The following is a 12395-nucleotide window of genomic DNA, read 5'->3' on the forward strand; positions in this document are numbered from 1 at the left end:
CTCCTTCCGTGAGCACCGTCACCTGTGGCAGGTGAAACAGTCGTGGGTCGCCTTGTTCCTCTTGTGGCAGCCGATGCAGAAACCCATCTCGAACTTGTGCGCCGTCACCACCCGGTCCATCCGCTCCACGTCTCCGTGGCAGATGCTGCAGTCGATACCGCGCCGGATGTGCATCGAGTGGGTGAAGTAGACGAACTCGGGGACCCAGTTGACCCGCTGCCAGACCACCGGCCGGTTCTCCCGGAAGTACTGGCGCAGCTTCTCGATGTAGGGAAAGGTCCTGATGATGCGCTGGTGGCACAAGAGACAGGTCTCAAGCGGCGGGATCCCGGCCCGCGAGGAGCGCGCCACCTCGGTGTGGCACATGAGGCAGCTGATCCTTTTGGTGTGCGCGTGGACCCGGTGGCTGAAGGGAATGGGCTGGCGCGGCCCCAACCCCGCCGGGTAGGGGAGGTTGAAGAGCACGAGCACCGCAACGAAGGCGAGCAGTATCACAGCCAGTGCGGCGAGCGTGGGCCAGAGGGGGCCGCGGGCTCTCCCTTTATTTGTCTCTGCTGCATCGTCGCGCGGTCTCATTGTGGCTCTCCTGGCTGCTGCGCGGCCCTGCGGCTGTACTGCTGCATGCCGAGCCCCAGCATCCCCAGGAATCCCGCCGCCAGGGAGAGTTCGCTCACGCCGAGCCGCAAGCCGGCGTCGAAGGTCGGAGCCACCAGCCACCAGCGCTCGATCCAGAGCCCGACCAGGAGGGTTAGCGAGATCCACCCCAGGGCGGCTCGGCTCCGCTTGGCGGAGATGGTGAGGAGCAGCACCAGCGGCCCGAAGTAGACCAGCCCGACCAGGAAGAAGCTCACCCCCTGCCAGGGGCGGTAGTTCATGCGCGGCACCAGGAAGCGGACCTCGTGCGGCAGGTTCTCGTACCAGAAGGGGAGCAGGTGCGCGAACATGAGGTAGGTGGTCATCATGCTGAAGGCGACGATCAGCTTCCCGAGGTCCTGCAGCTGGTCCGGGGTCGCCTCGGGCTCACGGGTGGCCAGAAGGGCCCAGCCGGTGATGGCGATGTAGAGCCCGGACATGAAGAAGTAGCCGCCGGCCAGGTTGGTGACCCACTCCGGGTCGAGCGCCATGACCAGGTCGAAGCCGATGAGGGAGAAGACCAGGCAGTAGACGAGCAGCAGCACCGGGGCGAGCACCCGGCCTGCGGGGGTGCCGCGCCGGCGCAGGTACCAGAAGGCCACGAGCCAGAACAGGAGCGTCGCCCCCAGGTCCCGGCCGAAGAGCAGGTTGTTGTCGAGCCAGGCCCCCTGGTGCAGCCTGACGCCATACCACGGCGCCCAGTCGGCGCTCCCGACCCAGAGCAGCACCAGGGCGGCCAGGGAGGGGAGTGCGAAGCCGATGGCGGCGAAGGCGCAGCGCTCGAGCGTCAGGTGCCAGGTTCCGTTGCAGGACCTGACCAGCGCCGGCCAGACGACGAGCCCTCCGGAGAGCGAGCTGAAATAGAGGAAGTTGACCAGCAGCGAGCGCCAGGCCCGGCTGTGGTCGCCGGCCTGCAGCACCAAAAGCCAGGCGAGCGACCCACCCACCGCGAGCAGCAGCCAGACCAGGGTCCAGACCGAAAAACGTGCGCTTCCCGCGTCACTGGTGGACATGGATCTCCTCCGCGTCGGTCGGCTTCAGGAGTTCCCTGAGTCGGCTCTCCTGTCCCGGTTCGCACCCCACCAAGAGACCGAACTTGTCCCTGCTGAACCTGGGGTCGTAGTACGCTACCGTCCGGCGGCGGTACAGGCGCGCCAGGACGATGAGCCCGAAGAGGTTGGCGAGGCTGCCGATCAGGATGGTCCCCTCGAAGGCGATCACGCAAAAGGGGATGAAGGAAATGGGCGGTTTCCCCCCCACGATGAGGTTGTTGACGTTGGCGGTCCCCCCCGCGAGCCAGAAGCCGCCGATGAGACCGGAGACCGCCCCGATGAGCGTGATCAGGCGCACCGGGCTCTTGGGCTGCTTGAGCACCGCCGGGAGTTTCTCCAGCTTCACCGGCGAGAAGGTCTCCATCTGCTGGAATCCGGCATCGCAGGCGACCTTGGCCGCCTCGAGGAGCCTCCCGGCATTGGAGAAGATGGCGAGGACACTCGGTTTGCCGGGATCCACACTCGCCTTGACGCGGGTGTCGCAGCTGCCGGTGGAGGTGATCTCCTCGTCGGCCACCTTCTCCTTCAATTCGCTCAAGGGGACCGTGGGGAGCCCCTTGGTGAAGCAGACAAAGAAGAAGAAAAAGAACCCGAAGGAGCCCAGGGTGATGCTCGCCTCGACCCAGGTGGGCCAGTAGTGCCCCCAGTTGTGCGGCAGGAAGTCGTGGGCGAGCGAGGTGAAGATGAGCATCAGGCGCTCGCTCCACATCCCGACGTTGACCAGCAGCGAGATGACGAAGAGCGAGGCGATGGTGCGGCGCATCTTGGGGATGACGAAGAGCGCGGGAACCAGGACGTTGCAGACCACGCAGAGCCAGTAGAGCCAGGCGGCCGGCCCCCCGACGCGCCACTTGAAGAACTGCCACTCGAAGATGTCCCCCGAGTACCAGGAGATGAAGGCCTCGACCCCGTAGGAGTAGCCGACGATGGAGCCGGTGAGGATGAGGGTCTTCGCGAGCATCTCGAAGTGGTACATCTGGATGAGGCGCTCCAGGTTCAAAAGCTTGCGCATCGGGATGAGCAGGGTGAGCACCATGGCGAGCCCGGAATGGATCGCCCCCGCGACGAAGTAGGGGGGGAAGATGGCGCTGTGCCAGCCGGGCAGGAGGCTCATGGCGAAGTCCCAGGAGACCACCGAGTGCACCGAGACCACCAGCGGGGTGGCCAGCGCGGCGAAGAAGAGGTAGGAGCGCCCGTAGTGGTGCCACTGGCTGCCGGCCCCGGACCAGCCGAGGGAGAGCGCACGGTAGAACCGGGTCTTGAAGTGCTCCGGCCCCAGCTCGGATTCGTAGCGGTCGCGGGCCGCCGCCAGGTCCGGGATCATCCCGACACTCCAGAAGATGAGGCTCACCGTGAAGTAGGTGCCGACGGCGCAGACGTCCCAGACCAGGGGGCTTACGAAGTTGGGCCAGATCTCGCGCTGCGAAGGGTAGGGGATGATGTAGTAGAAGACCCAGAGGCGTCCCAGGTGGATGAGCGGGAAGAGGCCGGCGGTCATGACCGCGAAGATGGTCATGGCCTCGGCGGAGCGGGAGACGGCGTCGCGCCAGTTGGCGCGCAAGAGGTAGAGGATGGCGGAGATGAGGGTTCCCGAGTGGGCGATACCGACCCAGAAGACGAAGTTGGTGATGTAGACCGCCCAGCCGACCGGGCGGTTCAGGCCGGTGACCCCCATGCCGAGCTGGGTCTGGTAGGTCCAGCAGAGGGCGGCCCAGCCGATGAGGGCACCCAGGAAGGCGAGCGCGAAGTAGAAGGAGGCCCGGGGCCTCCCCATCGCGTTGAGGACGTCGTCGTTGATGGCACGGTAACTGAGGTCGGACACCGCTCCCCCTTGAGAAAAACTGCAATCTCCTTTACCTACCCTGCCCGCAGAGCGAGCGAAAACATGCAAGGTGCTGCTCTTCTTGTTGCTACCCGCCTCCCGGATTACCCTTTGACGTCGTTCTCGATCCGGCGCAGGAAGGTGACCGCCGGCTTGGTGTTCAGGTCCTCCAGCAGGTGGTAGCGGCGCGGGTCGAGGCGGGTGAGCAGGGTGACCCGGGCATCGGGATCCAAGAGGTCGCCGAAGGTGAACACCCTGGCCGGGCAGGACTGGGCGCAGGCAGGCTGGATCTCCCCGTCCTTGATTTTTCTCCCTTCGCGCTGGGCCTGGTACTCGGCCAGGCGGATGCGCTGCACGCAGAAGGTGCACTTCTCCATGACGCCGCGGCTTCTTACCGTGACCTCGGGGTTCAGCTGCAGATCGAGCGGGGCCTGCCAGCGGATGTTGACCCAGTTGAAGCGGCGCACCTTGTAGGGGCAGTTGTTCGAGCAGTAGCGGGTGCCGATGCAGCGGTTGTAGATCTGGGCGTTTAGCCCCTCCTCGTTGTGCATGGCGGCAAAGACCGGGCAGACCGGCTCGCAGGGGGCGGCATCGCAGTGCTGGCACAGCAAGGGGAGCCAACTCGCCCGCCCCGGCTGGTCCGATTTGCGGTAGGGCGCGACGCGCAGCCAGGCCATCTCGCGCCCGTCGGCAACCCGCTGCCTGCCGACCACCGGAATGTTGTTTTCGGCGTAGCAAGCTACGGAACAGGCGCCGCACCCGATGCAGCGCTGCAGGTCGATCACCATGGCCCAGCGGTGCGTGGTGTACTCCCTTTTGGGGTACATGTCCTTGTCGGGACGATACCCCTCGGGGAGCGGCAGGATGAGCGGCTCGCCCTCTCCGGGCTGCATCGCGGAAAGCTTGCTGAGCGGTACCCACTTGAGGATCTCCCGCTGGTGCTGATCCTGGCTGAGCGCCGTGGGTATCAGGGTTTCCGGTGAGGCGGAGGCGACCTTGCGGATCCGGCAGCTGCCGAAGAGGGATCCGTCGGTACGCCCACCGGTGAGGGCGAAGGCGTTGGCGCCGATACCGCGTGCGTTGCGGCCCAGCGCCCAGTGTCCCTGTCCCATCGCGACCGCCACCGCCCCTTCGCTCACCTCGGCGGTCACCCGCGCCGGCGCGCGCAGCTTTCCTGCGGCGCTGGAGAGCTCCACCAGGTCCCCCTCGGAAATCCCGAGTGCCGCGGCCTGCTTGGGATGCAGGTCGATCCAGTTGCCCCAGAGGAAAAAGGTAAGCGGATCCGGCGCTTCCTGGAGCCAGCCGCGGTTGGCGAGCCTGCCGTCATAGAGCATGATGGAGGACCAGAGCACGAGCTCCGCCTGGTCCGCGTTCCGGCTGCGCTGCGGCAGAGGGGCGAAGCTCAGGGCGGCCGGCCGGGCGACGGGTACGGGAGTGTGGCTCGGCACGGCGGCGCTCTTCCAGTCGCCGCCGGCCGCCAGGGCTGCATCCCAGGTGTCGTGGCCGACCAGGCTGCTGAAGCGCTCTCTGACCCAGGTGGCGAAGTTGGCGCCGCTGTTCCCCGAACCGGCGCGGGAAAGGGGCCTGCCGGTCCGGCGGGCGAGCTCGAGGAAGATGTCGCCGGGCGCCCGGGTGTCGTAGAGCCGGCTCAGGGTCGGCTGCAGCAGGCTGTGGATCCCTGGGTTCGGCTCGTAGTCGCCCCAGGCCTCCAGGGGGTAGTCAACCGGCAGGAACCAGTGCGCGAGCTCCGCGGTCTCGTCCACCTGGGTGCCGAGGTAGACGACGAGTCCCGCCTTGGCGAGCTGCGCCTTGGCGCCGAACCTGCTGTAGGCGGGATTGGTGTCGTAGATGAAGAGCAGGTCGTTGCGGTCGAGCGAGGCGAAGAAGAGTTCCAGCTCAGCTTCACGGGCGCTGGCGGAGAGCGCGTGGGGCCTGGAGAGGTCGACGGTTTGGCCGATGCGGCCGGCGCCGTAGTTGAGCAGCGCAACCAGGAGCGCGGTATCGGTGGCGAGCTGCGAAGTGGCGGCCAGGGGCCCGGAGAGGGCGACGCTGGCATGGGAGGTACAGAACTCCCGGGTCAGTTGCACCAGGGTATCCTGGGGGATCCAGGGGACCGGTCCCGCCTCGGCTACCAGGGCCTCGATGGCGGGGCGCGCCCAGGAGATATCCTGGCGCGCCCACCCCTGGTCCAGCATGATCTTCAGCATGGTGGCGGCGACAACCCGCTCCCACCCCGGCGGGACCTGCAGGTACTGGTCGGCGTTGGCGGCGGTCATCGACAGGCGCGGTCCCACGTACACCATCCGGCTTAAGCTGGTGCCGCCGCGATAGGTACGCCCGTCGGCAAGCGCGCGGGCGAAGGTCACCGGCGAGATCCAGCTCTCCAGGAAGTCGGCGGCGAAGCTTACGATGAGGTCGCACTGCTCGAGGTGGTAGGTCGGGACCACTGGCCGGCCGAAGAGCTGCTGATGGGCGGCCTTGACCGGCTCGTGGTTGAAGGCTTCGTAGAAGAGGACCCGGTCGGAACCGAAAGCTGCCGCAAAACCGTGCAGCACCTCGGCGAGCGCACCGCTCTGAAGGCTGGAGAGCACCGCCACCCGGCCCCCCGCCGCAAGTCGGGCCGAAATGGCGGCGAAAGCCTCCTCCCAGCTTTGCTGTTGCTCCGGCCGCCCCTTCTCGCGGTACAAGACCCGCTGCATCCGGTCCGGGTCGTAGAGCCCCTGCAGCGAGGCCTGACCGCGGGGGCAGAGTCCGCCGCGGTTCACCGGATGCTCCGGGTTCCCTTCCGCCTTGGTCACCCTGCCGTCGCGGTGCCAGACGTGCATCCCGCAGCCGGCCGGACATTCTCGGCAGGTGGTGGCGTAGAGCTGCCAGCTGCCGGGACGGACGTTCTCGAGCGGCGTTACGTGCGGAATCAGCTTGATGACCATCTTGCGCGGAGGGTTGGTGGCGATGGCGATGCTGCTGCCTCCGGTGAGCCACAAGAAGGTGCGTCTGGAGATGTCGGGCATTGAATTCCTCGACGGTGCGCGGTGCGTGATTGACTGTCAAAATCATTAGAAAACACCAATGATGTTTTACCAAGGCGCATCTCTTTGTCAAGGAACGGGGTATCTTTGGCCCAAGCGCGGTTGACAACGTTACCCGGTAGCCTAGACTAGCAGGTAGGGCAACGTTAAGTGCCGGAAGACGTTGAAGAAATAAGAGCTGGCTTCTGCCAAGGGCAGCGAGACGCTTTCCGCGTTGCAGCGCCTTTTTTTTACAACAGCGGTTGAAGCTTTTCCGGGGGCGGGGCGGTAATCCAATGAAGCGGTACCGGGCGTCGGTAGATCTTGCGGTGGTCCGGGTCCGAGGCGCGGGGGAGGGGAGCATGAAACTTGATGTGGATCAGTTCAGGGTGCGTGAAGGCGATCAGGTGACGCTGAAAAAACAGGCTACCAAGATCAAGCCGGTCTACGACTCGAAGCCGCACTACCAGGAGCTCCTGGAGGAGCACATCCTCAAGATGAGCAAGCTGCAGAGCCTGCTCTACGCCCACAACCGGTATGCCCTGCTCCTGATCTTCCAGGCCATGGACGCCGCCGGCAAGGACAGCGCCATAAAGCACGTCATGTCCGGGATCAACCCGCAGGGGTGCGAGGTGTACAGCTTCAAGCATCCCAGTCCCGAGGAGCTCGACCACGACTTTCTCTGGCGGACCGCCCGGGTGCTGCCGCAGCGCGGGCGGATCGGCATCTTCAACCGCTCCTACTACGAAGAGGTGCTTATCGTTCGGGTACACCCGGAGATCCTCGCGGCGGAGAACCTCCCCGAGGAGGTCGAAGACGGCAAGAACATCTGGACCTACCGGTACCAGTCGATCAACGACCTCGAGCGGCACCTGTACCGAAACGGCACCAGGATCATCAAGTTCTTCCTGCACGTGTCCAAGGAGGAACAGCGCAAGCGCTTCCTGGAGCGCATCGACAACCCGGAAAAGAATTGGAAATTCGGCGAGGACGACATGAAGGAGCGGGCCCTTTGGAAGGAGTACCAGGCGGCCTACGAGAAGTGCCTGAATGCGACCAGCAGCAAACATGCCCCCTGGTACGTGGTGCCGGCCGACGACAAGAAAAACGCCCGGCTGATCATATCGCAGGTCATCGTTGAGACGCTGAAGGGGCTGGACATGAAGTACCCGGAAGTTCCCGAGGAGCAGCGCAAAAAGCTGCAGGAGATACGGCAGCAGCTGGAGGAGGAAAAGGATTGAGCCGGAACGAAATACTACTGAAACGAAAAAAAGCGGCCTTCGTGGCCGCTTTTCAGTTTTTCACGTTATGCAGGTGGCCCTCCTGGGCAATCGAGTTGTAACGCTGCTATCGGGTGATGTTTCGACCGATCGACAGCCCGACGATCAGCATGATCACAGCGCAGGCCAGGAACAGGTAGAAAAGGATTTTGGCGATGCCTGCTGCCGCGGAAGCAACACCGGCAAAACCGAATACCGCCGCGACGATTGACACGATGAAGAATATCAGAGCCCATCTTAACATCACGACCACCTCCTACTCAGCGTCGGAGAGGTAAGGCCCCGCCTTTTGGGCGGTGGCCCGGCACTTCGACAGAGTTGCCCTCAGGAACTTTTCTCCTTCAGCTCCATGGGCTTTTTGCAGCAGGTCGCATCGATTTCGCAGGCCTCGCTGCAGGTTTCCGACACACACTCCTTGGTCACTGTCAGTTCTACCTTGCAATCCTTGGTGCCGCAGACCAGGACATCACCCTCATGAACTTTCATCTCGAGAACCTCCTTTTTAAAATTAACATCCTGTAATAATTCGAGTATACCCTGTTACCTGTTTCTGAAGCAATAACCGGTGCCCGTGCCGGTGCTGCCGCTTTCAGGTGGGGCAAAAGCGGCCAGCCGGCTAGCGGTACGGTTTCAGCAGGTTGTCCAGACAGCGCTCCAGATCGATCCCGGGCCCCAGGACCGGCCGGAACAGATCGCCTCGTTCGGCAAGGCGCGCGGGGACCGTTTTGATCGTGAAACTGCTTGGACTGAGGCCGATGCGCACCTCGTCCCAGGTCAGGGGGGTGGAAACGGTAGCCCCGGGTCGGGGACGTACGCTGTAGGGTGCGGCCAAGGTTTGCCCTCCGCGATTTTGCAGGTAATCCAGGTAGACCCGCTGCTGCCTCTTGCGCGGGTCGCGCACCAGGCTGGTGAAGTCGGGTACCAGCTGGTGCGCAAGGGTTGCCACTACCTGGGCGAATTTTACGGCGGCGTCGTAGTCGTACCGGGCCCCCAGCGGGATGTAGATGTGGATGCCGGTGGCTCCGGAGGTCTTGGGATAGCCGGGCGCACCGGCCCGTTCCAGTATCTGGTGCACCGCCTGGGCGGCTTCCACGACCCGATCGAAGGAGATATCCTCGGGGTCGAGATCGATGACGAAGTAGTCGGGGTTGTCGAGGCTGGCAAGGCGCGACAGCCAGGGATTGATCTCGATGCAGCCCAAGTTTGCCAGGTAGACCAGGGTGGCCTCCTCCTGGCAGATGAAGTACTTGATGTTTTTCTGGTTCGACTCGGAGTAGATCTCTTTGGTCGGCATCCACTCCGGCGGGAGCTCGCCCGCTTCCTTCTGAAAGAACCCCTTTTCGTTGATGCCGTTGGGGGTGCGGTAGAGCGACTCGGGCCGATCCTCGAGGTACGGGAGCATCACCGGCGCTACCTGCCGGTAGTAGTCGATGAGGTCTCCCTTGGTGTACCCCTCGTCGGGCCAGAAGACCTTGTCCAGATTGCTCAGTTTGAGCCTGCGCCCGCCGATGGTTACCTCGAGGTCCTTGCCGGTTCCTGCCAGTCGGGCTGGCGCGGCCGAGGCTGCCTGGTGATCGGTCGGCGGGGCCGCTGCAGCCACCTCTCCGCTCCCCGCCTCCGCTTCGGCAAGTTGGATCGGTACCGGCAGCTCGCGCACCACGCTTTCCGGATCCTTGTCCTCCCTAAGCCCCAGGAAGATGGGCTGGCGCATCACCCCTTCGTCGGTCCACTCGGAGAAGGAGACCTCGCAGACCAGCACCGGGCTCACCCAGGTGATCGGCATCTCCGACTTGACCCTGCTTGAGAAGGGCGATTCCGGCTGCACCAGCTCTGTGAGCTTTGCGTGGATTTCCCGGAGCATCCGCTCGTCGAACCCGCCGCCGCTGAATCCGATGTGCACCAGCTCGCCACCCTGAAAGGCACCCAGCAGCAGCGACCCGAAGTAGCCCCTTCCGCCGCGGGGCTGGGTGAAGCCGCAGATGACGGCCTCCTGCTCGTGGCGGATCTTGATCTTGAGCCAGTCCCGGCTCCGCCTGCCGATTTGGTAGCTGCTGTCGGCTCGTTTGGCGACGATCCCCTCCAGGTTGTTCTGGCGGGCCAGCTCGAAGAACTCTTTTCCGGTTTCGGCGATGTGATCGTTGAATCTCACTTCCGGCAGGTCGGGGAGCAGCCCGCGCAGCTGCTCCTTGCGGGCGAGCAGGGGAAGGCTGCGCAGGTCATTGGCATCCCGGTAAAGCAGGTCGAAGACGAAGTAGCAGAGCGGGCCCTGACCAGTCTTCAGGTGGTTCTGAAGCAGCTGGAAATTGGATCTCCCTTGCTCGTCGAGTGCCACAACCTCGCCGTCGAGCACCAGGTTTCCCGGTAGAGTCTCCAGTGCACGAACGATAGCGGTGAAGTTGCGGTTGAAGGAGAGGTTGTTGCGGGAATAGAGTTCGACGTGCCCGTTTTCGATCTCGGCGATGGCGCGATAGCCGTCCTGCTTGATCTCGAAGATCCAGCCAGCGTTGTCGAAGGGTTCGTCGACCAGCGTGGCCAGCATCGGCTTGACGCCACGCGGCAGCGGATCCGAAGGAGGGGCAGCGGGAGCAGCCGTGGCGAATAGGATTTCGGTCTGTCCCGAATCGTTCAGGCGCAGGTCGCTCAGCACCGAGCGGTCGTCGAGGGTGACCTCTTCGGCCGTGGCCCAGGGGTCCTTCTTCTTGATGAGCAGCCAGGTGTTCTCTTTCTCGGAGCGCATCTTGACCAGCGCGAACTCGCCGTTCAGCTTATGCCCGCGCAGCACGAACTTCAGATCGCCCTTGGCAAGCCCGGCCCGCAAGAGCCGCTCGCTTTCCTTAAGGTCGCTCACCCCCGGCGCGGCGTAGGTCCCCTCGTCCCAAACAATCACCTCGCCGGCGCCGTAGTTACCCTTGGGGATGGTTCCTTCAAAGCTGCGGTAATCGAAGGGATGGTCCTCGACCATCATGGCGAGGCGCTTCAGGGAGGGATCGAGCGAGGGGCCTTTGGGAACCGCCCAGCTCTTCAAGACGCCGTCCAATTCCAGGCGAAAGTCGTAATGCAGGTGTGAGGCGGCGTGCTTCTGGACTACGAACCGCAAGCCCTGATCTTCACTGGGGAAGGTAGCATCCGGTTCCGGGGTGCTGCTGAAGTTGCGCTTTTTCTGATAATCCTCCAGCCCCATGGTGAGTGCCCCCGTGGCCAACCGTCCCGACAGGCGCCGGCGAACGGCTGGGCACTAAGGGCATTGTAGCATGAGCAGGGTTCCCGAAGACAAGACTCTGGAAGGCAAACCATGTCGGTGCTCCATTGACAACGGTATTCCGTATCCTATGATTGTTAGCCGTTAACAAAACCTTGCACAGGCCAACATTGCCGCTGCCGGCGTACTACGAAACGGAAAGGAGAGATGCTGTGAAAGTTCAAGAGATCAAGGCAATCGCTCAGAGAATGGGGATATCGGTACGCAAAGCCACCAAGACGGAGCTGGTTCGAGCCGTGCAGGCCCGGGAAGGAAACAGCCAATGTTTCGACACCGGAAGTGCACGTGATTGCGGGCAGGACAACTGCCTGTGGCGCGAGGACTGCAAGTAGCGCTACGATCGGCAAACCGGCGCCGGAGTCAGCGGTGGGGGGATGACGCCCTCAACCTGGGCCGGCGCCACGCTTCCGCTTCGATGAACACCTTCTTCACCTCCGGCACCCGCGCCTTTATTTCCCGCTCCAGCACGACCACCGTCCGTTCGATCTCCCCTGCCGGCACCTCGTCGGCAAAGTCCAGGCTGATGTTCGCCACGATGTATTCCGGCCCCATGTGCAAGGTGAGGACTTCGTTGACATGTTCGACGTGTTCTCCGTGCGCCACGGCTTCCCGGATGGCCTGGACGACCTCCCTCTGGGCCGCCTCTCCCACCAGAAGGCCCTTGGTTTCCGATGCGATAACGACAGCGGTTCCCCCCAGGATGAGGGCGATCACGATCGAGGCACTCCCGTCGTAGACCGGGCTGCCGGTCCAGCTGGTTAACGCGATGCCGGCCAAGGCGACCGCGAGCCCCAGGAGGGCAGCGGAATCCTCCAGCACCACCAGGAACATGGTCGGATCCTTCCCCTTGCGGATCGCCTTGAGAAACCCGTAGTGCGCCGGCTTCTCACGGGCAAACTCCCGCGCCGAAATGACCCAGGAAATCCCCTCGAAGAGCATCGACGCCGCGATGACCAGGTAGCTGACCCGGACCTTACTGATCAGGTTGGGGTGCAGCAGATGGGAGACCCCCTCGAAAAAGGAGAGGCCGGCCCCCAGGGAGAAGACCAGGATGGCGACCACGAAGCTCCAGAAGTAGATTTCCTTGCCATGCCCGAAGGGGAACTCGTCGTCAGCCGGCAGCGCTGCCCGCCGCTGCCCGTAGAACATCAGGATCTGGTTGCCGGTGTCCACCAGCGAGTGGATCCCCTCGGAGAGGAGCGCGGAACTCCCGGTCCACCAGGCTGCCAGGAATTTAACGGTGGCGATCATCAGGTTCGCGGCGAGGGCGGCCAGGATCACTTTTTTCGCGGAAGCTTTCATGGCAACAGTTCCCCGTCGCTGACCCGGAGCACCCGGGGC

General features: G+C 63.9%; 10 protein-coding genes. 2 read left to right on the top strand and 8 right to left on the bottom strand.

Annotated elements, in window-relative coordinates; translation table 11 throughout:
* Window positions 1-18: 18 nt before the first annotated feature.
* From GMST_RS06015 to GMST_RS06030, 4 genes are all read right to left on the bottom strand, one after another.
* Window positions 19-576 (bottom strand): cytochrome c3 family protein, encoded by a 558-nt coding sequence (locus GMST_RS06015; protein ID WP_183353721.1) that lies wholly within the window; start codon window positions 574-576, stop codon window positions 19-21.
* On the bottom strand, window positions 573-1646 hold the full coding sequence (locus tag GMST_RS06020; RefSeq protein WP_183353722.1) for a hypothetical protein: 1074 nt from the start codon (window positions 1644-1646) through the stop codon (window positions 573-575). Before GMST_RS06020 ends, GMST_RS06015 begins: the two co-directional genes overlap by 4 nt.
* Complete coding sequence (locus tag GMST_RS06025; RefSeq protein ID WP_183353723.1) at window positions 1633-3507, bottom strand: quinol:electron acceptor oxidoreductase subunit ActD; 1875 nt, start codon at window positions 3505-3507, stop codon at window positions 1633-1635. Before GMST_RS06025 ends, GMST_RS06020 begins: the two co-directional genes overlap by 14 nt.
* A gap of 104 nt (window positions 3508-3611) precedes the next feature.
* Window positions 3612-6518, bottom strand: coding sequence for a molybdopterin dinucleotide binding domain-containing protein (locus GMST_RS06030; protein WP_183353724.1), 2907 nt, complete (start codon window positions 6516-6518; stop codon window positions 3612-3614).
* A gap of 359 nt (window positions 6519-6877) precedes the next feature.
* On the opposite strand from GMST_RS06030, the gene GMST_RS06035 reads away from it, so the two are divergent.
* A complete protein-coding gene (locus GMST_RS06035; protein ID WP_183353725.1) occupies window positions 6878-7756 on the top strand; it encodes an ADP-polyphosphate phosphotransferase in 879 nt (292 codons plus the stop codon).
* Between the two features lie 106 nt (window positions 7757-7862).
* Here the strand turns inward: GMST_RS06035 and GMST_RS06040 are convergent, their stop codons facing one another.
* From GMST_RS06040 to ligD, 3 genes are all read right to left on the bottom strand, one after another.
* Window positions 7863-8039: a DUF1328 domain-containing protein gene (locus tag GMST_RS06040; protein ID WP_183353797.1), complete on the bottom strand. Its 177-nt coding sequence runs from the start codon at window positions 8037-8039 to the stop codon at window positions 7863-7865.
* Between the two features lie 80 nt (window positions 8040-8119).
* Window positions 8120-8281, bottom strand: coding sequence for a hypothetical protein (locus tag GMST_RS06045; RefSeq protein WP_183353726.1), 162 nt, complete (start codon window positions 8279-8281; stop codon window positions 8120-8122).
* A gap of 130 nt (window positions 8282-8411) precedes the next feature.
* On the bottom strand, window positions 8412-10976 hold the full coding sequence (ligD, locus tag GMST_RS06050; protein ID WP_183353727.1) for a DNA ligase D: 2565 nt from the start codon (window positions 10974-10976) through the stop codon (window positions 8412-8414).
* Window positions 10977-11206: 230 nt separating this feature from the next.
* On the opposite strand from ligD, the gene GMST_RS06055 reads away from it, so the two are divergent.
* Window positions 11207-11386: an SAP domain-containing protein gene (locus GMST_RS06055; RefSeq protein ID WP_183353728.1), complete on the top strand. Its 180-nt coding sequence runs from the start codon at window positions 11207-11209 to the stop codon at window positions 11384-11386.
* 28 nt (window positions 11387-11414) lie between these two features.
* Here GMST_RS06055 and GMST_RS06060 read toward each other — a convergent pair whose 3' ends face one another.
* The gene (locus GMST_RS06060) at window positions 11415-12356 is read right to left on the bottom strand and encodes a cation diffusion facilitator family transporter (RefSeq protein ID WP_183353729.1); all 942 of its coding nucleotides are present in this window, start codon (window positions 12354-12356) and stop codon (window positions 11415-11417) included.
* Window positions 12357-12395: the final 39 nt, after the last annotated feature.

This window comes from Geomonas silvestris (genome assembly GCF_014193515.1).
GTDB lineage: Bacteria > Desulfobacterota > Desulfuromonadia > Geobacterales > Geobacteraceae > Geomonas > Geomonas silvestris.

Coding starts and splice junctions, on each gene's coding strand:
- ligD (WP_183353727.1), bottom strand. CDS start 10,976: ATGGGGCTGGAGGATTATCAGAAAAAGCGCAACTTCAGCAGCACCCCG.
- GMST_RS06020 (WP_183353722.1), bottom strand. CDS start 1,646: ATGTCCACCAGTGACGCGGGAAGCGCACGTTTTTCGGTCTGGACCCTG.
- GMST_RS06015 (WP_183353721.1), bottom strand. CDS start 576: ATGAGACCGCGCGACGATGCAGCAGAGACAAATAAAGGGAGAGCCCGC.
- GMST_RS06060 (WP_183353729.1), bottom strand. CDS start 12,356: ATGAAAGCTTCCGCGAAAAAAGTGATCCTGGCCGCCCTCGCCGCGAAC.
- GMST_RS06030 (WP_183353724.1), bottom strand. CDS start 6,518: ATGCCCGACATCTCCAGACGCACCTTCTTGTGGCTCACCGGAGGCAGC.
- GMST_RS06045 (WP_183353726.1), bottom strand. CDS start 8,281: ATGAAAGTTCATGAGGGTGATGTCCTGGTCTGCGGCACCAAGGATTGC.
- GMST_RS06040 (WP_183353797.1), bottom strand. CDS start 8,039: ATGTTAAGATGGGCTCTGATATTCTTCATCGTGTCAATCGTCGCGGCG.
- GMST_RS06035 (WP_183353725.1), top strand. CDS start 6,878: ATGAAACTTGATGTGGATCAGTTCAGGGTGCGTGAAGGCGATCAGGTG.